Source organism: Phytobacter sp. MRY16-398 (genome assembly GCF_003925915.1).
Classification (GTDB): Bacteria; Pseudomonadota; Gammaproteobacteria; order Enterobacterales; family Enterobacteriaceae; genus Phytobacter; species Phytobacter diazotrophicus.
Map to the genome: position 1 here is coordinate 1,873,297 of NZ_AP018756.1, position 20,981 is coordinate 1,894,277.

15 protein-coding genes and 1 riboswitch are annotated in these 20,981 nt (G+C 54.6%); of the genes, 4 read left to right on the forward strand and 11 right to left on the reverse strand.

What is annotated here, in order from left to right; genetic code table 11:
* The first annotated feature begins 143 nt into the window (after positions 1-143).
* Positions 144-389 carry a hypothetical protein gene (locus MRY16398_RS08950; RefSeq protein ID WP_041851996.1) on the forward strand — a complete coding sequence of 82 codons (246 nt, stop codon included), beginning with the start codon at positions 144-146 and terminating at the stop codon, positions 387-389.
* A gap of 182 nt (positions 390-571) precedes the next feature.
* Here MRY16398_RS08950 and MRY16398_RS08955 read toward each other — a convergent pair whose 3' ends face one another.
* Together MRY16398_RS08955 and MRY16398_RS08960 are read right to left on the reverse strand one after the other, a co-directional pair.
* Positions 572-985: a hypothetical protein gene (locus MRY16398_RS08955; RefSeq protein ID WP_125124189.1), complete on the reverse strand. Its 414-nt coding sequence runs from the start codon at positions 983-985 to the stop codon at positions 572-574.
* Positions 986-1,171: 186 nt separating this feature from the next.
* On the reverse strand, positions 1,172-1,504 hold the full coding sequence (locus MRY16398_RS08960; protein WP_041851995.1) for a hypothetical protein: 333 nt from the start codon (positions 1,502-1,504) through the stop codon (positions 1,172-1,174).
* Positions 1,505-2,511: 1,007 nt separating this feature from the next.
* A riboswitch (TPP riboswitch) is annotated at positions 2,512-2,609 on the forward strand.
* Between the two features lie 34 nt (positions 2,610-2,643).
* Here MRY16398_RS08960 and thiM point away from each other — a divergent pair.
* The 3 genes from thiM (at position 2,644) to fbaB (ending at position 5,532) form a co-directional block, all read left to right on the forward strand.
* On the forward strand, positions 2,644-3,432 hold the full coding sequence (gene thiM, locus MRY16398_RS08965) for a hydroxyethylthiazole kinase (protein WP_125124190.1): 789 nt from the start codon (positions 2,644-2,646) through the stop codon (positions 3,430-3,432).
* Positions 3,429-4,229: a bifunctional hydroxymethylpyrimidine kinase/phosphomethylpyrimidine kinase gene (gene thiD / locus MRY16398_RS08970; RefSeq protein ID WP_041851993.1), complete on the forward strand. Its 801-nt coding sequence runs from the start codon at positions 3,429-3,431 to the stop codon at positions 4,227-4,229. Before thiM ends, thiD begins: the two co-directional genes overlap by 4 nt.
* Positions 4,230-4,479: 250 nt before the next feature.
* Positions 4,480-5,532, forward strand: coding sequence for a class I fructose-bisphosphate aldolase (gene fbaB, locus MRY16398_RS08975; protein ID WP_041851992.1), 1,053 nt, complete (start codon positions 4,480-4,482; stop codon positions 5,530-5,532).
* Between the two features lie 136 nt (positions 5,533-5,668).
* On the opposite strand, the gene yegS is transcribed toward fbaB, so the two are convergent.
* From yegS to MRY16398_RS09025, 9 genes are all read right to left on the reverse strand, one after another.
* Positions 5,669-6,568 carry a lipid kinase YegS gene (gene yegS / locus MRY16398_RS08980; RefSeq protein ID WP_041851991.1) on the reverse strand — a complete coding sequence of 300 codons (900 nt, stop codon included), beginning with the start codon at positions 6,566-6,568 and terminating at the stop codon, positions 5,669-5,671.
* A gap of 254 nt (positions 6,569-6,822) precedes the next feature.
* Entirely contained in the window at positions 6,823-8,184 is a 1,362-nt protein-coding gene (trhP, locus tag MRY16398_RS08990; RefSeq protein WP_125124191.1) for a prephenate-dependent tRNA uridine(34) hydroxylase TrhP, read from the reverse strand.
* Positions 8,185-8,317: 133 nt separating this feature from the next.
* The gene (locus tag MRY16398_RS08995) at positions 8,318-9,823 is read right to left on the reverse strand and encodes a HEAT repeat domain-containing protein (protein WP_125124192.1); all 1,506 of its coding nucleotides are present in this window, start codon (positions 9,821-9,823) and stop codon (positions 8,318-8,320) included.
* On the reverse strand, positions 9,820-10,542 hold the full coding sequence (gene baeR / locus MRY16398_RS09000; protein WP_071195733.1) for an envelope stress response regulator BaeR: 723 nt from the start codon (positions 10,540-10,542) through the stop codon (positions 9,820-9,822). Before baeR ends, MRY16398_RS08995 begins: the two co-directional genes overlap by 4 nt.
* Positions 10,539-12,020 carry an envelope stress sensor histidine kinase BaeS gene (baeS, locus tag MRY16398_RS09005; RefSeq protein WP_125124193.1) on the reverse strand — a complete coding sequence of 494 codons (1,482 nt, stop codon included), beginning with the start codon at positions 12,018-12,020 and terminating at the stop codon, positions 10,539-10,541. Before baeS ends, baeR begins: the two co-directional genes overlap by 4 nt.
* Positions 12,017-13,432 (reverse strand): MFS transporter, encoded by a 1,416-nt coding sequence (mdtD, locus tag MRY16398_RS09010; RefSeq protein WP_041851987.1) that lies wholly within the window; start codon positions 13,430-13,432, stop codon positions 12,017-12,019. The genes baeS and mdtD overlap by 4 nt, the downstream gene beginning before the upstream one ends.
* Positions 13,429-16,506, reverse strand: coding sequence for a multidrug efflux RND transporter permease subunit MdtC (mdtC, locus tag MRY16398_RS09015; RefSeq protein WP_079496311.1), 3,078 nt, complete (start codon positions 16,504-16,506; stop codon positions 13,429-13,431). The genes mdtD and mdtC overlap by 4 nt, the downstream gene beginning before the upstream one ends.
* Entirely contained in the window at positions 16,507-19,629 is a 3,123-nt protein-coding gene (locus MRY16398_RS09020; protein WP_108700967.1) for an MdtB/MuxB family multidrug efflux RND transporter permease subunit, read from the reverse strand.
* A complete protein-coding gene (locus MRY16398_RS09025; RefSeq protein ID WP_125124194.1) occupies positions 19,629-20,870 on the reverse strand; it encodes an MdtA/MuxA family multidrug efflux RND transporter periplasmic adaptor subunit in 1,242 nt (413 codons plus the stop codon). Before MRY16398_RS09025 ends, MRY16398_RS09020 begins: the two co-directional genes overlap by 1 nt.
* Positions 20,871-20,981 lie beyond the last annotated feature (111 nt).

The window sequence follows — 20,981 nt, forward strand, 5'->3', positions numbered from 1 at the left end:
TTACGACCTCCTGATATTGCAGCCAGTGGGGCTGTTACTATTTATTTTTAAACTCAATATTGCCTTTTCTATCGACTGAATTGATTAATTTCTTTTAACTTTTTGCCGATGGTACTGTTAATTACCCGGCGAAGGAGGTTGCTTTGAAACGGATTCTTATTGTGATGTTGGGCGTTGGCATATGCGCTGGCGCTCTTGCTGATTCGGGATCCCCGCAACTGAAACTGGAAAGCCAGAGGCTGATTCGCGAGGCTGGACATGAATGCAACAAGGTGGAAGGCGTTTATCCTTCCGCGTTCGGCGGTTCTCTGATTGTGATTTGTGATGATTCGCACAGGTACACGATCAAGAATAAAGATGGCCGCTATGTCGTTGGTGTGGCTGAGTAAGGCATCCAGGCATCCAATGATGCAAAACGGGCATAGAAAAGCAGGCCACTCGTCACAATTTGCCTGCTTTTCTGTATAACCCATGATGAAAGGGGTTATTGCAAATTAACGAACTGTACCAAAGACAGGACAAACAAAATCGCGTGTTGATGGTGTGTTGTGCTGCATTCTTTTTGTTCCTGTTAGTCAGTGATTAATACAAAATCGCCGTGATCTCTGCCTTTATGACGATTCCAACTGGCGGAGCTAAAGCCGTTCTCATCAAGATAAACACCAATCACATAAGCTTTGTTTGTTACTTCGTAATAATTTTCATTTTTACGCGTGATCTTTGCTGGTTCATCTTTAACCATTGCCAAGGTGTAACCATTGCCGATCACAACAGTGAAATAGCCACTATCATTACCGCGTAATTTAATGGCATGGAGCCTGTCAGGTACACCTGAGGCGGCTACTTGTTCCACTTTTTCAACGTCGCTTTTATGACTACGCTCTTTAGCATGTACTTCTCTGGCGCTAACTTCATGAGCAGGATTAGCCATAACACAACCGGAAAGTAAACAAACCACTACGCCTGCTAAAACACTCTTTTTCATAGATCCCCAAATACATTAAATTTAATATAACCCGCAGTACATATCGCTAAGACGATGAAAACTATAAAACCAGCAACATAGAGAAGGAATTTCTTCACTTCCTGTTTATCCCCTTCATTAACTCGAGTAGAATAAAAACAATGAATATTTCAGAAAGGTAAATAAAAATACTTATTGCTTCTTGCATTATGCGACATCAGCGCAATTCGCTTTGCTTAGCTCCTCATTTAAGCTTGTAGCAATCATCCCTTTTATCGCTAAATCCTGGCATTGCTCAGCGCTAATTGAGAAGGTATTAGCTTCTATACGCGCGCTTACTAAATCTTGCAGACGCTTAAACTGATATTCGTCATGCTTAGCCTTAACACTACCTAAAGCAGCACATAATGCAGCAGGTGATGCAGAGCTGTAATCAACGGAGCTTTGTGAGTGATCAGCAATGCAACCGGTAAGCACAAGAGAGAGAATAAAAATACAGACATTAGCCTTCATCATTAACCCTAATAAGTTATTTTCCAAAGTAATACTTTCTAAACTAATGCTCCTGATAAAGCTTTTTCGAGCCTGTTTACCGGTAGCTGATGTAAACGATAAACATACAAAATGCTGTTTGTAGGAAAATATAAAACATAAAAAAGCATTAAGAATATTCTTGTTATTTTGAAAGGTGAAAAAAGTAAATTTATCTTACGTAGCGAAAAAAAAGTGCGTCAATGCAGGAAGGGTGAATTAAACTTGATGTTTTATGGTGGAACTAATAGCTGGCTAATTAATAAATATTAAATAAAAAATATCGATGATTAAGACTAATGCTGCGTTTTAATTTTACATATTTACCCTTGGGTACTGGTGCTTTTCAAAAATTTTTAGCCTTTACCGTCAGGTTGTAACTTGTCATAGTGTTCTTTATTTCCGTGTCTTAAGAAGGAGGGATGTGTTCTCTATATCGTCTGTGTACAATAAAATTTCTTTCTTCTTCTCTTCCGCCGAACCTGTAGTGATGCAGCAGCCAATAGCGCTATATTGTCTGTCCTGACATTAATAACTCTTAGCATTCGCAGTGTGTGATATAAAAAAGTAATTTATATGTTAAATTAAATTACTCACACGAAACTCAAAAACACATTCGCACATTATATTTAATAAGTAAAATATTTAACTTTTACCAGATACCAACGCGAGGAATTTTTGTAAGTGCCTTTTCAATTATTGCGATAAACTGAGTTACGTAGCAGGGGGGCTAAATCGGCACCGGAAAGTGAAAGTAGATAACACTTATTGCTGTGAAAACCGTCTGGTTCGAGCCAGTAAAGTAGTAAGGATATATTTAGAGACAAAATCGTAAAGACATCTCGTTTTTTATCACCATGGGCTTGACCATCCGATGTGGTATTGACTGCGATAAAATTGGTATAAAAATAACATAGCGCTCTCGTTCCTCCAGATGCCAAAGTAATGGTCTGACAGGCAAGCTTGCAACGACAAGCCACTTCCTTTACGCTGGCTTCCTCTTAAAAGAGACCTAATTGAATGACTCGGGGTGCCCCTTTTTACAAAGGGCTGAGAAATACCCGTACCACCTGATCTGGATAATGCCAGCGTAGGGAAGTCAGATGCCTGCCCGGCATCCCTTCTTCACGCCGGGCAGGAGCGAATCGATGCAACCTGACCTGCTTCACCGTGCGCAAATCGCGCAAATTCTTCAGCAATTCCGTCAATGTAAGCCGCTTGTCCACTGCATGACCAACGATGTGGTGCAGACCTTTACGGCCAATGTTCTGCTGGCGTTGGGGGCGTCCCCGGCGATGGTGATTGACCGCGACGAAGCGCAGCAATTTGCCGCCATTGCTGACGTGCTGCTGATTAATGTCGGCACACTGACCCGGGAACGCGCCGATGCGATGCACGCGGCCATCTTGAGCGCTAATGCCGCCCGTAAACCCTGGACGCTGGATCCGGTTGCCGTTGGGGCATTAACCTTCCGCAGCGATTTTTGTCGTGAGCTTTTGACTTTGCAGCCAGCCGCCATACGCGGTAACGCTTCGGAAATTATGGCGCTTGCCGGGATGAGTGCCGGAGGGCGCGGTGTCGACACTACCGATACCGCCATTGCCGCGCTGCCTGCGGCCCAGGCGCTGGCACGCCAGACGGGGGCTACTGTTGCGGTAACCGGTGAGGTGGATTACATCACCGATGGTCTTCGCACCCTGCGCGTTACGGGGGGCGACCCGCTGATGACCCGAGTGGTGGGAACAGGCTGCGCACTGTCTGCGGTGGTAGCCGCCTGCTGCGCATTACCCGGCGATCGCCTGTATAACGTGGCGGCGGCCTGCGCCTTTATGGCACAGGCAGGCAGTCTGGCCGTGGCGACCACGCGCGGGCCTGGCAGCTTTATCCCGGCGTTTCTCGATGCCCTCTATGCGCTTCAGGGGGAGGTGCTGGTATGAAACGGATCAACGCACTGACCATTGCCGGAACGGATCCCAGCGGCGGGGCGGGTATTCAGGCCGATTTGAAAACTTTTTCGGCGCTGGGTGCCTACGGCTGTTCGGTCATTACCGCGCTGGTGGCGCAAAATACCCGCGGCGTACAGTCGGTTTATCGCATTGAACCTGATTTTGTTGCCGCGCAACTGGATTCGGTGTTCAGCGATGTACGCATTGATACGACCAAAATCGGCATGCTGGCGGAAACCGATATTGTTGAAGCGGTGGCGGAGCGCTTGCGCCGCTATCAGGTGCAAAATGTGGTGCTCGATACCGTCATGCTGGCAAAAAGCGGTGACCCGCTGCTTTCCTCCTCGGCGGTAATGGCGCTGCGACAACATCTGTTGCCACAGGTATCACTGATTACTCCCAATCTGCCCGAGGCCGCCGCGCTGCTGGATGCCCCTCACGCCCGCAACGAACGTGAGATGCATGAGCAGGGACAGGCGTTGCTGGCGCTGGGATGCGAAGCGGTATTAATCAAAGGCGGGCATCTGGATAACGATGAAAGCCCGGACTGGCTGTTTACCCGTAATGGCACTGAACGTTTTACCGCCCCCCGAATAAAAACCAAAAATACCCACGGCACGGGCTGTACGCTGTCGGCCGCCCTGGCGGCACTGCGTCCACGTCACGCGGACTGGGCTTCAACGGTCAATGAGGCCAAGCGCTGGCTGTCAGCGGCGCTGGCCCAGGCAGACACGCTGGAGGTGGGACATGGCATCGGCCCGGTACACCATTTTCATGCGTGGTGGTGAGGGGGCCCCGAATGGCGCTACACGTAATACGTAGCCCGGCTTAGCGTAGCGCCAGCCGGGTGGGGAATCGGGGGCAAAATAGTAAGCTTCGCACAGCGGTAAACCACTAGCCGAAACGTGCCACCAGAAAATGCTGAAAAACGGCGACATGGTGGCAAGCCTCGACAAACGGTACCAGGCTTATTCTGCCCATTCATCGGGTCAGGACAAACCATATCCGCCCTTGTGCGGAGCTTACGGGAGTATAGCGATGACTGATATTGTGCAGTTACTAGGCAACGATGCCGACACCCTTTTACAACACCGTTGCACGACCATAGCGGCCGACCAACTCTACCTGCCGGGAGAGGATTACGTCACCCGTGTGATGATGGATAACAACCGTCCGCCAGCGGTTCTGCGTAACATGCAGACGTTGTATAACACTGGCCGACTTGCCAAAACGGGTTATCTGTCGATTTTGCCGGTTGATCAGGGTATCGAACATTCCGCCGGGGCCTCGTTTGCTGCTAACCCGCTCTATTTCGATCCCAAAAACATCGTTGAGCTGGCGATTGAAGCCGGCTGTAACTGTGTGGCGTCCACCTATGGGGTGCTGGCTTCTGTGGCGCGCCGCTACGCGCACCGTATTCCATTCCTGGTCAAGCTTAATCACAATGAAACCCTGAGCTACCCCACGGAATATGACCAGACGCTCTATGCAAGCGTAGAGCAAGCGTTCAACATGGGGGCCGTCGCTGTTGGCGCGACCATCTATTTTGGCTCTGAGGAGTCACGTCGGCAGATTGAAGAAATTTCTGCCGCATTTGAACGCGCTCATGAGCTGGGGATGGTAACGGTGCTGTGGGCTTATCTGCGAAACCCGGCATTTAAAAAAGATGGCGTGGATTATCATGTTTCCGCCGACCTGACCGGCCAGGCAAACCATATTGCGGCAACCATCGGTGCTGATATCGTCAAACAGAAAATGGCGGAAAACAACGGCGGTTACAAAGCGGTAAACTTCGGCTATACCGATGAACGCGTCTACAGCAAGTTGACCAGTGACAACCCTATCGATCTGGTGCGCTACCAACTGGCAAACTGCTATATGGGGCGTGCAGGCTTAATTAACTCTGGCGGCGCAGCCGGTGGTGAAACCGATTTAAGCGATGCTGTGCGCACGGCGGTTATTAATAAGCGTGCAGGTGGCATGGGGCTGATTCTTGGCCGTAAGGCGTTTAAAAAGTCTATGGCCGACGGCGTGAAATTAATTAATGCCGTTCAGGATGTTTATCTCGATAAGAAAGTGACTATCGCTTAAATACCCGCATAAATAACGCATCTCTCTTCGCCATGCGGGGAGAGATGCGCTTTTCAATTCTCTTCTGGCAGATCTCCTCTTACGGCAACCACTGGCTCTTTTTCACCCGTCGACCGGCTTCAATCTACTGTAAGGCTTAACGCAGTAGCGGGCAGTCAGGCGGCAGACGGCATTTCAGCGCGCCGGGCAGAATGTTAATACTGAAATGCTGCCCGGTTAGTGGCTCGCCGTCCAGGTTAAAGGTGATATCGTGCGGCGCGCTCACCTCAAACCAGGCGGATTTACCGTCAATAATATGCGGATTATCTTCCGGCTGGGTCAGGGTGGTGAACAGGGCGGGCAGGATCTCATCGCCGGTAAAAATACGCAGTTGCAACAGGCCGTCGTTAATGAGCGCACCAGGGCATAGCTGTTGCCCGCCGCCTGCCTGGCGTCCGTTACCGATGCCGATGACCAGCGCGTCGCCCTGCCAGTGGAAATCTTCCCCCTTGATTTCGCAGCGGTCCGGCTTAAGCGTATCCATGCGCATCAGACCATGAATGATGTAGGAGACACCGCCCAACGCGGCTTTCAGTTTCTCTGGCGTTTCGGTGGTAATACGGGTACCAAACCCGCCGGTGGCCATATTGATAAAGCAGGTTTTGCCGTTCACTTCGGCAATGTCGATAGGCACCGCTTTACCCACGATAGCGAGCTGTAGCGCTTTATCCAGTGGCTCCGGGATATCGGCGCTGGTGGCAAAATCATTCGCGGTGCCTAAAGGCAAAATCCCCAATACAGGTGGGTTGTCGCTATCACTGTGCACCAGCGCGCTGGCGACTTCATTAATGGTGCCATCGCCACCGCCCGCAATCACGGTTTCGACGCCGAGTTTGATGGCTTCTGCCACATAGCGCTCTGCATCGCCTTTTTCCCATGTGACGCGCACCTGAATGTCCATCCCTTCGTTGCGCAGGAGGGTAATGGCCTCGCGCAACATGTCGTCGCCTGCACTTTTACCGTTGAGGATCAATAAACTGCCTGGAAAATTGCTCATCCTTTTCGCTCTTCGAAAATACCATGAGCAAAGTGTATCTCACGACCGGAAAGCGCGCCTGGAAGGAAGGTAAAAGGGGAGATAAAAAAATCAGCCTGCGTAAGGGAGATTACGCAGGCTAAGGAGGTGGTTCCTGGTACAGCTAGCATTTATGGGTTATGTTTTTCAGCGATGAGGATAATACCCATAATGACCGCAACGGTATGTGATCCGATTCTAAGATTCTTGTCGAGTGAAAAAATAACCCCGGTTAATTACTTAGCGTGCGGATTACGCGTGGTCTGTCCAGTAAAATTACGCATCAACAGGGCATACTCCAGCATCACATCCTGGGGAACCGGCATCCAGACGGTATAACCGTCTCCCGGTGCAACCTCCATTGCCTCGCCTTTGGCGTTTTCCATATGTTCCAGCGTGAAGTTAACGTTGCCCTGCGGGGTCATTAGCTCAAGGCTATCGCCGACGATAAACTTATTTTTCACCGCCGCGGCCGCCAGCTCGCCTTTACGCTCACCGGTAAACTCGCCGACAAACTGCTGACGCTCAGAGACGGAGTAACCATACTCGTAGTTCTGGTAATCGTCATGAGTGTGGCGACGCAGGAAGCCTTCGGTATAGCCGCGGTGTGCCAGCCCTTCAAGGGTCTCTAACAGACTGGTGTCAAACGGTTTGCCTGCGGCGGCATCGTCAATGGCCTTACGGTAGACCTGCGCGGTGCGGGCACAGTAGTAGAAGGATTTGGTGCGGCCTTCAATTTTCAGCGAGTGCACACCCATTTGTGTCAGACGCTCAACGTGGGCGATCGCGCGCAAGTCTTTGGAGTTCATGATGTAGGTGCCGTGCTCATCTTCGAACGCGGTCATGTACTCGCCCGGACGCTGGGCCTCTTCAATCATAAATACCTTATCCGTTGGCGCGCCGATACCCAGCGTTGGCTCAACGTTTTGCACGGCAATCGGCTCGTATTTGTGCACGATATTGCCGACGTCATCTTCTTTACCTTCCTGGACGTTATATTCCCAGCGACAGGCGTTGGTGCAGGTTCCCTGGTTCGGGTCGCGCTTGTTGATATAGCCAGAGAGCAGGCAGCGGCCGGAATAGGCCATACACAGCGCGCCGTGGACGAAAATTTCAATTTCCATGTCCGGCACCTGAGCGCGGATTTCGGCGATTTCATCAAGCGACAGTTCGCGAGAGAGTATCACGCGGGTCAGCCCCATCTGTTTCCAGAACTTCACCGTCGCCCAGTTTACGGCGTTAGCCTGTACGGACAGGTGAATATCCATCTCCGGGAAGTTTTCGCGCACCAGCATAATCAAACCCGGATCGGACATAATCAGCGCATCCGGCCCCATATCCACCACGGGTTTTAAATCGCGAATAAACGTTTTCAGCTTGGCGTTGTGCGGCGCGATATTCACCACGACGTAGAATTTTTTGCCGAGGTCATGGGCCTCGTTAATGCCTTTTTGCAAATTCTCGTGGTTGAATTCGTTATTGCGCACGCGCAGTGAATAACGTGGCTGGCCCGCATAAACGGCGTCCGCGCCATAAGCGAAAGCGTAACGCATATTTTTCAGCGTTCCCGCCGGGGAAAGGAGTTCCGGTTTAAACATGATGTTCTCGTTCTGATGACAGGTCAGATTCGCCTCACCAGGTGAGGCGGCTGGGGAGATCCCATAAATTTAGGGCGGGAATTGTAGCGCTGGCGGGAAAGGGAGTAAACCCACACAGTATGTAAGCGGGGCATTATACCAGGTAGTGTTGTAGCGACCGGCGTATTTCGGGCGCCTGCGCCAGCAAACAGGTCAGGATTTCCTGCTGACCAGACGTGGGGTTAATCCCCGCCTGATTGTATTTCCCTTTCCAGCTCGCCAGTTCTTCTGCCTGCTGTGACGGCGACAGGAAAGGGAAATGGCGTAGCAGCACGATGAGCCAGTCCCATTTGTTTATCTGGTGTACCAACCGCCAGTACAACAGGGTGTGCTTCTCCGAGGGCGTATGCGTCAGCAGTGCCTCAAGCTCGCTTCGTGAAAAAGAAAGCGGGTGGTGTGCCAGTGATTTCATTGCCGCCATAGCGAAAGACAGGCTCGGGTCGGCTAAGGCGGCCAGGATGCGGGGTTTCGCCTCTTCACCTTCAAGCGTCAATAAGATATGCAGCGCCGCCTGGCGAATACCGTTTTCAGGCTGCGAACAGCCCCACAGCGCCAGTGAATGCAGTGCGGGATCGCGTGCCTCTTTCAGACCATAGAGCGCGGAACGGCGCTGAGTTATCGAACAGGCCGGCGAAGTGATAACGTCGCGCCAAAACGCGGTAGCATCAACGGTTTCAGATAGCATGTGACGGGCGCGCTGGCGGATCAGGCTGTTCTTATCCAGCAGTAACTCCCTGTGCAATGGTTCGGGCAGCGCTTGCCCATGTTCATCAAGATAAAAGAGGGTATCGCGACGGATACGCGGCCAGGGATCGCGTAGCAGGCGTGTCATCAGTGACTCAGACAGTTTCGGCGCGCGTGCCAGCCAGTAGGTAACCGCAATGCCCCGCAAATAGGTATCACCGGTATCCAGTACAAAGGCCAGCGCGGCTTCATCGTGCAACTGCTCCTGCTCGATAAGCGTATGCAACACGGCATGGCGCAGTTCGCGATCAGGGGAATAGAGCGCCTGCCTTAAGTCGGCTATATGGGCCTGCGAGGCCAAAAAGTGGCTTATCAACTCCACTAAAGGCGCGTGGTTGTAGCGTCTGCAGGTCAGCAACTGTCTGACCTGCGCAAGATGGGCAATAAAGGCGGGCGCATTTTCCGCCGTCATCAGCGCCATCACTTCCTGGGTGGCGAGGCGGTGAATCGGCTTAACCCAGTCATTAGCGCAAATCAGGAGTTCCCGCAGGGCGGCGATGTCGCCTTTTAAAGAGAGCGCCATTACGGCTTTTTCACGCAAGAAACCGTTGTGGTGATGGGCGAGCTGGCAAAGACTCTCGACACTGCGGATATCGCTATTTTTTAGCAAATAGTTGCCATTACGCGGCTCGTTGAGCAGCATTCTAATTTCTTGATAAATTTCTGTTTCTTCATCAGGAGGTGGCTCGGTGAATGAGGAGAACCAGCGCTTTAGAAAAGATTTATCGCTCATGATCGTCAGCATGCTTCCTGCATGAAAGAGTCGGTTGCAGATATGTGCCACCGATGCCGGGATGTGATGCACAATCCACGGCGTCGATGAATGAAATGCCATCAGGGAGCGGATGAAGATCATGCCAGTCGGCAGGCATCAGCTTCCCAGCGATAACCCACGCCATAGACGGCGCGGATGAAGGACTGTTCTTCATCCAGCGACTCCAGTTTACGACGCAAGTTCTTGATATGGCTGTCGATAGTGCGGTCAGTCACCACGCGGTAATCGTCATAGAGGTTATTGAGCAACTGTTCGCGCGAGAATACCTTCCCCGGTTCGCTGGAGAGGGTTTTCAGCAGACGAAATTCCGCTGGCGTTAAATCCAGCAGCTTGCTGCGCCAGCTTGCCTGGAAGCGACCTTCATCAACGATAAGCGGGCTTTCTGCGTCCAGCGCCTGTATTTCACGCTGCGGCTTACAGCGGCGCAGGATCGTTTTCACCCTCGCCACCACTTCGCGCGGACTGTAGGGTTTGCAGATATAGTCATCAGCACCGATCTCCAGTCCCAGCAGACGGTCAATCTCTTCGATTTTTGCCGTCACCATAATGATGGGAATATTGGAGAAACGACGGATTTCACGGCACAGTGTCAGCCCGTCGGTGCCGGGGAGCATCAGATCAAGCAGGATCAGGTCCGGCGGCGTCTGGCGCACATACGACAGTACCTGATCGCCATGGTTAATCAGCGATGGCGCGTAACTTGCCGCACGCAGATAATCAATCAGCAACTGACCCAGCTTTGGCTCGTCTTCCACGATCAAAATGCGTGGGGTGTTTTCATCAATAGGTAACTCAGTCATACGTTTCTCGCTGTGTCCCGTTCCAGGGGTAATTCAACTTTAATGCTAACCCCACCAAAAGGCGAATGCGCGGCGCGGACCTTGCCGCCGTGGGCTTCGATAATATTCAGGCAGATTGCCAGACCTAAGCCGGAGCCGCCGCTGGCGCGGTTGCGCGAACCTTCGGTGCGATAAAAGCGTTCAAATAATCGGCCTAACTGCAGATCGCTGACTCCGGGCGCGCTATCGGCAAAATCGAGGGTAAGCATATTGCCCTCTGTCATTGCGGAGATGTGCATACCGCCGCCGCTATCGGTGTAGCGCAGACTGTTTTCCAGCAGATTATTGAACAGTTGCATCAGACGATCCGGGTCGCCAAAAACCACGGCGTGCTCCGGTAGCGTCATGTCGATAGTCAGATTGCGACTGGCGTAACGTTCACGAAACGCTCCGGCTGCCACCTCCAGTAATGAAATGACATCCACCGGCCTTTTCTGGTAAGCCAGCGCGCCTTCATCTGACATGGACAACTGATGCAAATCGTCCACCAGCTTGGTTAAGGTGGCGACTTCCGCCTGTAAAGACGTCACCGACTCCGGTGTAAATTGCCGTACCCCATCCTGAATGGCCTCCAGTTCGCCGCGCAGTACCGCCAGTGGTGTACGCAACTCGTGGGAGATATCCGCCATAAAATCACGGCGCATCTGCTGATTTTTCTCCAGCGTACTGGCGAGCTGATTAAAGTCCTGCGCCAGCTTGCCCAACTCATCCTGGCTGCCTGGGTTAACGCGGGTGGAGAAATCCCCGGCGGCCAGCTTATGCGTACCGTCAACCAGCCGTTTGACCGGCGCGAGCAGGCCGCGGGCCAGTGGGAAGGTGGCCAGCGCGGCCAGCAGGGTCGAGAGCGCGACAATCATCCAGCTTGTGCGCCGCTGCTGACGGTCAAAGTTAATATCGGTATTGCGCGTCAGGCGCTCCACCGGCGAGGCGATCACCCAGCCGACAGGCTGACCATTAACCGTAATGGCTCGCCGTGTCCCGTCGGGCGGTACCGGGCTACGTGGCCCAACAAGCACTTCCGCCGATGCGTCAGTCACCCAAAATTGTGTCCGCCAGCCGTGTGGCGGCATGCCATTACCGGGTTCTGGCGGAGGGCCTGGCGGCGGCTCATGCTCATGATTATCACCATGTTCCGGCCCTGGCCCAGGGCCACCTGGCCCACCCTCACGCTCGTTGTCTCGCTCGAATGAACGCAGGATCTGGAAGATAAAGCGGTCGTTATTGCGTAAAAAGCCCCAGTCTCCATGCTGGGCGTATTGCTCACTCAGGGCATCGCTGAGCAACTGCAGACGCTGTTCGTTGCCGCGTTTAATGTAGTCGATAAAACCCCGTTCGAAGCTGATGCGCACGGCCCAGTGCATACTAATAAGCAGCACGATACAGGTGGCGAAAATAGCCAGAAAGAGCTTAGCGGTAATACCGGGTCGCCAGATTTTCATGATTGACTCCTGTTGCGCCGGGAAATGACCACGTTCTGACTGACATCATTCGGGACTCGGGCAAAGATAAAAGCGGGCAGGGCGATAATGAACGCCATGCACAGGTAGGTATAAAGAAAGACGTGATGGGCAACGCCGCTGTCGGCGGACAGATTGTGCTGGCCGAACAGCCCCAGTAGCAGCCCGGCGACGGTGACGCCGATACTCATAGAAAGCTGCATGATCATTGATAACAGGCTGTTGCCGCCGCTTGCCAGTTCATCGGGCAGGTCTTTCAGTGTCAGGGTGTTCATGGAGGAAAAACGCATGGAGTTGATCATGCCCTGCGCGAACAGTACAAAGGGCAGCAGAGCGTACCAGCCCATCAGCGCCGTTCCCATAAACAGCAGACTGACGGCCGCCAGACCCAGCGTTGAACACACCAGCGCGCGACGGTAGCCAAAGCGGTTGACTAACTGAACGACAATCCGTTTCATTCCCATACTGCCGATGACCATCGGAATCATCATTAGCCCGGCATGAAACGGCGAAAAACCCAGACCAATCTGCAAAAAGACCGGCGTCATAAAGGGCAGCATGCCGCTGCCTATGCGCCCGGCGAAACTGCCGCACAGACCAAGGGAGAATGACGGCGTACGAAACAGGCGCAGATTAAACAGCGCTCCCGCATTGCCTTTGGCATGCAGCAGATAGATAACAATCGCCAGCACGCCGCCCGCCACCAGAAGGCCGAGCAGCAGTGGTGAAATTCCGAGCCCCTTTTGCCCGTCGAGCGCCAGCGTCAACGTTGCCATCCCCGACGCCAGCAGCAAAAAGCCAAAGAGATCAAAACGACGGGTTTGTAAGGTGTAGTTGGGCATTAACCACAGGGTGGCTATCGCCCCCACCACGCCAACGGGCAGGTTAATCAGGAAGATCCAGTGCCAGGAGGCATATTCCACCAGAATGCCACCTAACGCCGGGCCGAGCAGTGGCCCTACCTGGCCGGGCAGGGTGACGAAGGTCATTGCCGCCATGTATTGGTCACGTGGGACAATTTTCATCACCGTCAGCCTGCCGACGGGCACCATCATCGCGCCGCCAACGCCTTGTAATATACGGGCCATTACCAGTTCATTGAGCGTGTTGGCCTGGGCGCAAAACAGCGAACCCAGGGTAAAGAGAACGATGGCGGTAAAGAAGATATTACGCACCCCGACGCGATCTGCCAGCCAGCCACTGGCAGGCAGCATGATAGCAACGGTCAGCACGTAGGAGACCACCACCATATGCATATGCAGCGGGCTTTCTCCCAGACTTCGCGCCATTGAGGGCAGGGCGGTGTTGACAATCGTGGTGTCCAGCGACTGCATAAAGAAGCCAAACGCCACAATCCACAATTGCCAACGCACATTTTTGGGTAGTTCTGTCACTCTGTTACAGGCTCTCTGCGTTTACGGGCAAATCGGCGTTGCAGGCGGTCAAAGAACAGGTACACCACCGGGGTGGTATACAGTGTCAGCAATTGACTCATTACCAGACCGCCAACAATGGTTATCCCCAGCGGCTGGCGCAGTTCGGAACCGTCGCCACCCGAAATCACCAGCGGAAGCGCGCCAAACAGCGCCGCCAGTGTGGTCATCATTATGGGTCTGAAACGCAGCAGACAGGCCTGGAAAATCGCCTCTTCCGCGTTCAGATTTCCCTTCCGTTGGGCTTCAAGCGCAAAATCCACCATCATGATGGCATTCTTTTTCACTATACCAATCAATAGCATAATGCCTATCAACGCAATCAGACTAAAGGGCGCGCCAAACAGCTCCAGCGCCAGTAGCGCCCCGACACCCGCTGAGGGCAGGGTCGAGAGGATCGTCAACGGATGTACGTAACTCTCATAGAGAATACCCAGCACGATATAGACCGTCGCGATGGCGGCGATAATCAGGATCACCTGCGAATTCATAGTTTGCTGAAAGACTTGCGCAGTTCCGGCGAAACTGCCGCGCACCGTCGAAGGCACTCCCAGTTGGGTCATGGCGCGGTCAATTGCGTCACTCGCTTCGGATAGCGACATCCCTGTGGGCAGGTTGAACGAAATCGTGGACGCCGCCGATAGCCCCTGATGGTTGACCGCCAGTGGGGCGTTCGCCGGTTGCCAGCGGGCAAAATAGGACAGCGGAATAGGTTTGCCCTCGCTATTAATGACAAACATCTTATCCAGCGCGCTAATGTCCTGGGTATAGCGTCGATCGACTTCCATCACCACTTTGTACTGGTTAAGCGGCTGGTAGATGGTGGAAATTTGCCGCTGGCCGAAGGCGTTGTTCAGCAGACTGTTGGCCTCTTGTACGTTGATCCCCAGGCGTGACATGCTTTCGCGATCATAAGTCAGGTTCATCTCCGCGCCGTTATCCTGCTGGTCGGAGTTCACGTCCGCCAGCTCCGGCAGCGAGGCGAGCGCTTTGCGGATTTTCGGCTCCCACTCACGCAGGGCGCTAAGATCGTCGGAGAGCAGCGTGTACTGATAACTGGCATTGGATTGCCGTCCACCCACGCGGATATCCTGAACCGCCACCAAAAACAGACTGGCCCCCGGCTCTTTGGCGAGCTTTCCTCGCAGACGGTCGATAACCTGTTGGGCGGTTTCATTGCGTACACTGCGTGCCTTAAGGGTAATAAACATCATGCCGCTGTTGACCCGCGAACCGCCGGTAAAGCCCGTCACGTTATCGACGGCGGGATCGTCGCGGATGATTTTCATAAAGTCCTGCAACTTAATGCGCATCGCCTGGAACGAAATACTCTGATCCGCCTGAATACCGCCCATCAGGATGCCGGTGTCCTGCTCCGGGAAGAAGGTTTTTGGAATGCTGATATACATCCAAATATTCAGCGCGATGGTGCCAATCAGAACCAGCCCCACCAGGCGCGCGTGGTTTAACACCCATTTGAGTGATTTTGCATAGGCACGCTGTAGGCCGAGAAGCAGGCGACCAATGCCCTTGTTGCGCGTGGCGGTCGGGGTTTTGCGGCTACGCAGCAACCAACCGCACATCATCGGCGTCAGAGTGAGCGAGATAGCCAGTGAAATGCCGATAGCAACCGAAAGGGTGACGGCAAACTCCCGCAGCAGGCGCCCCGGCAGCCCTTCCATCAGCAAGAGCGGCAAGAACACCGCGACCAGCGATATACTCATCGAGAGCACCGTAAAGCCGACTTCCCGCGTTCCCTGCAGTGCCGCCTGCAGCGGTTTCATGCCCGCTTCCAGGTGACGGGAAATATTCTCCAGAACCACGATGGCGTCATCGACCACGAAACCGGTGGCGATGGTCAGCGCCATCAGCGAGAGGTTATTAAGGCTAAAACCGCACAGGTACATGGCGGCGAAAGTACCGATCAGCGACACCGGGACTGCCACTGCGGGAATCAGCGTCGCCCGGCCGGAACGCAGAAACAGGAAGACCACCAGGATAACCAGCGCGACCGAGATCACCAGCGACTGTTCTACTTCCGCGAGGGAGGCACGGATAGTCGGCGAGCGGTCCTGGGCAATCTGCAGGTCAATCGCCGCCGGAATGGTCTTTTGCAATTCCGGCAGGCGAGCGCGGATGCTGTCCACCGTCTGAATGATGTTGGCTTCCGGCAGTTTGCGGATCATCAGCAAAATGGCGGGTTTAGCGTTGGTCATCCCGGCGTTACGAATATCCTGAACCGAGTCAGTCACCGACGCGACATCACTCAGACGGACGGCTGCGCCATTTTTGTAATGGATGATTAACGGCTGGTAAGCGGCAGCGGTTTTCAGCGCGTCATTGGTCTGCACCTGCCAGCGGTGGGTTGCGTCTTCAATCGCCCCTTGTGGGCGACGAACGTTGGCTTGGGTAATGGCGGTGCGCACCGCATCCAGCGAGACACCCTGGTTAAACAGCGCCTGCGGGTTTAAGCCAACGCGCACGGCGGGCAGCGAACTCCCACCGATATCGACATCTCCGACGCCGTCGATCTGCGAGATGGTTTGCGCCAGTTGCGTAGAGGCGAAATCATACAGCTCACCCTGCGAATAGGTATCGGAGGTGAGCGTCAGGATCATAATCGGTGCGGCAGACGGGTTGGCTTTGCGATAGGTCGGACGGCTTGGCATACCGCTCGGCAACAGGTTTTGCGCCGCGTTCAGCGCCGCCTGGACATCACGCGCTGCGCCGTTGATATCGCGGTTAAAGTTAAACTCCAGAATGATACGCGTGCTGCCAAGCGAACTGGACGACGTCATTTCGTTGACCCCGGCGATACGCCCAAGCGAACGCTCCAGCGGGGTCGCAACCGACGAGGCCATGGTTTCCGGCGAGGCTCCAGGCAGGGAGGCGCTGACCATGATGACCGGGAAATCCACCTGCGGCAGCGGGGCTACCGGCAACAGCCGGAAACCCAGAACGCCGCAGAGCGTAATGGCAACGGAGATCAGTATCGTTGCCACCGGGCGGTAAATGAAGAGGGCGAAAAACTTCATTTACGCCTCCTCTTCACGGCGCGGGAAGCGGCGACGCAGAGAGAGCGCGAGTCGGTCAAAAAGCAGATAGATAACCGGGGTGGTGAACAGCGTCAGCACCTGGCTCACCATCAAACCGCCCACCATGCCAATCCCCAACGGACGGCGCAGTTCCGCCCCAACGCCGGTACTCAGCATCAGCGGCAGCGCGCCCAGCAACGCTGCCAGCGTGGTCATCAGGATCGGACGAAAACGCAACAGACAGGCCTGGAAGATGGCATCGCGTGGCGACATCCCCTCTTCACGTTCGGCGGCGAGGGCGAAGTCAATCATCATGATGGCGTTTTTCTTGACGATACCAATCAGCAAAATGATACCGATGATGGCGATAACGTCCAGTTCGCTCCCGGCAATCATCAGCGCCAGCAGAGCTCCGACCCCTGCGGTTGGCAGGGTAGACAAAATGGTGACCGGGTGAATAAAGCTCTCATACAACACGCCCAGCACGATATACATCGCCACCACGGCGGCAACCACCAGCCAGACGGTGCTGCCGAGCGCGGCCTGGAACGCCAGGGTACTGCCCTGGAACTGGGTGGTGATGTCGGTCGGCAGGTTGAGCGTCTTCTCGCTGTCGATAATCGATTGCACTGCTTCGCCCAGAGAGTGACCTTCCGCCACGTTAAAGGAGATGGTGGTGGAGGGGAACTGATCCAGGTGGTTAATCGACAGTGGTGCGAAACGCTGCTCGATTTTGGCTATCGAGCTCAGTGGCACGGTACCGCCGCTGCTACTGGCAAGGCGGATATTATCCAGCGCCGCCAGCCCCGGCGTTTGCGTGGTGTTGTGTTCCAGCACCACGCGATACTGATTCGCCTGGGTATAGATCGTGGAAATAAGACGCTGACCGAAGGCGTTGTACAGGGCATTGTCCACATCGGACATGCTGATACCAAGGCGGCTGGCGCTGTCGCGATCCACATTGACATACGCCACCAACCCCTGATCCTGCCAGTCACTGCTGACATCAGCGAGCTGTGGCAATGCCTGCAATTTGTCCATCAACTGTGGCACCCATTCGCTCAGGGCCGTCAGTGAGTTTGCCTGCAGGGTAAACTGATATTGCGTGCGGCTGACCGTGGTATCAATGGTCAAATCCTGCGTTGGCTGCAGATAGAGCGCTGCGCCGGGGATTTTCGCCACCGACTGCTGTAAACGTTCAATCACCACCGGCACGCGATCGTCACGTTCGCTGAGCGGTTTAAGGTTGATCTGAAGACGCGCGCTGTTGAGCGCCGGATTGGTGCCATCCACACCGACAAAGGTGGTAAGGCTTTGCACTGCCGGATCCTTGAGCACGATATCCGAGACCTGGCGCTGGCGCTCCGCCATGCTGGCAAACGACGCCGACTGCGGTGCCTGTAACGTCCCCTGGATGATGCCGTTATCCTGCACCGGGAAGAAGCCTTTTGGGATCACTATCCACAGCAAAACGGACAGTAGCAGGGTTGTTATAGCGACACTCAGCGTCAGCCATGGATGGTTGAGCACTTTGGCGAGCAGCCGACCGTAAGCGGCAATCACCCGTTCGAAAAAACGCTCCGACGCGCGGGAAAAACGGTTCTGTTTACGCAACGATTCCGCGCTCAACATGCGTGCGCACATCATCGGTGTCAGAGTTAGCGAGACAATTGCCGAGATTAAAATCGCCACCGCCAGGGTAACGGCAAATTCGCGGAACAGTCGCCCGACGATATCGCCCATAAACAGCAGTGGGATCAGTACGGCAATCAGCGAGAAGGTCAGCGAGATGATGGTAAAGCCGATCTCGCCAGCCCCTTTAAGAGCGGCAGCCAGCGGCTTCTCGCCTTTTTCGATATAGCGCGATATGTTCTCAATGACCACGATGGCGTCATCCACCACAAAACCGGTGGCGATGGTGAGCGCCATCAGCGTCAGGTTATTGATGGAGAAATCCAGGAATACCATGACCGCGAAGGTGCCTATCAGCGAGAGCGGCACGGCGACGCCCGGAATGATCGTGGCCGGGACATTACGCAGAAACAGATAGATGATCATGACCACCAGCGCGATAGCCAGCATCAGTTCGTACTGGGTATCGGAGACCGAGGCGCGGATATTGGTGGTGCGGTCTGACAGCACTTTCACCTCAACCGATTTCGGCAGGCTGCTGGTCAGTTGCGGCAGCATGGCGCGGATACTGTCGGCGGTGTTGATGATGTTTGCGCCCGGCTGGCGCTGAACGTTCATGACAATCGCCTGCTGTTTGTTGGCCCACGCCCCAAGCCAGCTATTTTCCGCCCCCTGTTCAACGGTTGCGATGTCGCCTAAGCGGATGGGGGCACCATTCTGATACGCCACAATCAGTCGCCGGTACTCCTCGGCGGATTGCATCTGGTCATTCGCGGACAGGGTGACGGCGCGGGCCGGGCCATCGAGGCTCCCTTTAGCGGAATTCACGTTCGCGTTGCTGATCGCGGTGCGGACCGTTTCGCTGGTCAACCCAAGGGCCGCCACCGCCTGCGCATTGAGTTTGACACGCACGGCAGGGCGCTGCCCCCCGGCAAGCGTGACGAGGCCGACGCCCGAGACCTGCGAGATTTTCTGCGCCACGCGGGTTTCCACCATATCTTCAACCTGCGTCATCGGCATGGCGGAGGAGGTGACGGCCAGGGTCATGATCGGCGGGTCCGCTGGGTTTACCTTGCTGTACACCGGTGGGTTAGGCAGGTCAGAGGGCAGCAGGCTGTTAGCGGCGTTCATTGCCGCCTGCACTTCCTGCTCGGCGACATCAAGCGGCAGCGTTAACTGGAACTGGAGCGTAATTACCGATGCGCCGCCGGAGCTTTGCGATGACATCTGCTTGAGGCCCGACATCTGACCAAACTGACGTTCCAGCGGGGCGGTAATCGCAGACGTCACCACATCCGGGCTTGCGCCGGGGTAGAGCGTCACGACCTGAATGGTGGGGTAGTCCACTTCCGGCAACGCGGAGACAGGCAGGAAGCGGTAGCCGATGATCCCGGCGAGCAAAATCGCCACCATTAAAAGGGTGGTGGCGACAGGGCGCATAATGAACAGGCGCGACGGGCCGCCGGTTCTGCCTGGCGGAAGCAGTTGCATCAGGACTGCGCTCCTTTCGACGGACGCTCGCGTTTGGCGGGCATCTGGTCAGCGTTTTTGGCGTCGACCACTTCCACTGTCGCCCCTTCGGTCAGGCGATCGAGCCCATCCGTCACCACGCGGTCACCGGCGGAAAGCCCCGCGGCGATCACCACTTTTTGACTGTCCTGAATACCCGGCGTCACCGTGTGTTTGCTGACCTGGTTTTTATCGTTGAGCACCCAGACGAAATTCCCTTCGTTACCCATCTGCAGGGCGGCCGTCGGGATGACAACCGCGTTTTGCTGGGTAGAGACGAGCATGCGCGCATTCACAAATTGGTTCGGGAAAAGGGTGTCATCCTGGTTATCAAAGCGGGCTTTCAGCTTGATAGTCCCTGTGGTGGCATCAATCTGGTTATCGAGGCTTAATAGCGTGCCGGTGGTAAGTTTCTGTTTGTTCGTACGGTCCCAGGCTTCGACACTTAACGTTTGCCCGGCTTTTTGCGCCTTGATAACGGTGGCGATGTCGTTTTCCGGCAGGGTGAACACCAGATCAATGGGGTGCGTCTGGGTCAGCACCACAATGCCGGTGGTATCGCTGCTGGAGATCTGGTTGCCGATATCCACCTGTTTGAGGCCGACGCGTCCGTCGATAGGGGCGACAATGCGGCTCCAGTCGAGCTGGAGTTGGGCGCTGGCAACAGATGCTTCATCGGCTTTGATGGTGCCCTGGGTTTCGCTGACTAACGCCTGCTGGGTATCCAGATCCTGACGAGAGACCAGATTGGTTTTAACCAGTTGCTGATAACGGGCGAGATCGCGTTGGGCATTGGCAAGGGTGGCTTTGTCTTTCGCTAACTGCCCCTCGGCCTGTGCCAGTGCGACTTTAAAAGCGCTCGGGTCAATTTCCGCAAGGAGGTCGCCAGCTTTCACCTGCTGGCCTTCCTGGAAATGAATGGCCTGTAACTGCCCGGACACGCGGCTGCGCACAGTTACCGTGTTGGCGGCCGTTACCGTCCCAAGGCCCGTAAGATATTGCGGGACTGCCTGCTGCGTTGCCGTTGCTGCCTGTACCGGTGGCAGCGCACCACCACGCATACCATGACGACCACCGCCCGCTCCCGGACGCTGCGTTTGCCCGTTTGTTGCCCCGGCTGCAGGCGTTGTTTCCTTATGGCTGAACCCGTACCAAATAGCGGCAATGCCCGCAATGACCACCACTGCTGCTATCACCAGGCGGGAAGACTTTCTGCCTTTCATCTTTATTCGTATCTCATCCAGAAACATTGCCTGAAATAATACTAGTTTAGTGAGGGCAGGCGTCAGAAAAATGGAGATAATATGAAGTACTGTCTGGAAACGTCTTTCTGA

What these genes read in the sequence shown, in the direction of transcription:
- MRY16398_RS08955 (WP_125124189.1), bottom strand. Translation starts at nt 985, where the DNA reads ATGAAAAAGAGTGTTTTAGCAGGCGTAGTGGTTTGTTTACTTTCCGGT.
- thiM (WP_125124190.1), top strand. Translation starts at nt 2,644, where the DNA reads ATGCAACCTGACCTGCTTCACCGTGCGCAAATCGCGCAAATTCTTCAG.
- thiD (WP_041851993.1), top strand. Translation starts at nt 3,429, where the DNA reads ATGAAACGGATCAACGCACTGACCATTGCCGGAACGGATCCCAGCGGC.
- fbaB (WP_041851992.1), top strand. Translation starts at nt 4,480, where the DNA reads ATGACTGATATTGTGCAGTTACTAGGCAACGATGCCGACACCCTTTTA.
- yegS (WP_041851991.1), bottom strand. Translation starts at nt 6,568, where the DNA reads ATGAGCAATTTTCCAGGCAGTTTATTGATCCTCAACGGTAAAAGTGCA.
- trhP (WP_125124191.1), bottom strand. Translation starts at nt 8,184, where the DNA reads ATGTTTAAACCGGAACTCCTTTCCCCGGCGGGAACGCTGAAAAATATG.
- MRY16398_RS08995 (WP_125124192.1), bottom strand. Translation starts at nt 9,823, where the DNA reads ATGATCTTCATCCGCTCCCTGATGGCATTTCATTCATCGACGCCGTGG.
- baeR (WP_071195733.1), bottom strand. Translation starts at nt 10,542, where the DNA reads ATGACTGAGTTACCTATTGATGAAAACACCCCACGCATTTTGATCGTG.
- baeS (WP_125124193.1), bottom strand. Translation starts at nt 12,020, where the DNA reads ATGAAAATCTGGCGACCCGGTATTACCGCTAAGCTCTTTCTGGCTATT.
- mdtC (WP_079496311.1), bottom strand. Translation starts at nt 16,506, where the DNA reads ATGAAGTTTTTCGCCCTCTTCATTTACCGCCCGGTGGCAACGATACTG.
- MRY16398_RS09020 (WP_108700967.1), bottom strand. Translation starts at nt 19,629, where the DNA reads ATGCAACTGCTTCCGCCAGGCAGAACCGGCGGCCCGTCGCGCCTGTTC.
- MRY16398_RS09025 (WP_125124194.1), bottom strand. Translation starts at nt 20,870, where the DNA reads ATGAAAGGCAGAAAGTCTTCCCGCCTGGTGATAGCAGCAGTGGTGGTC.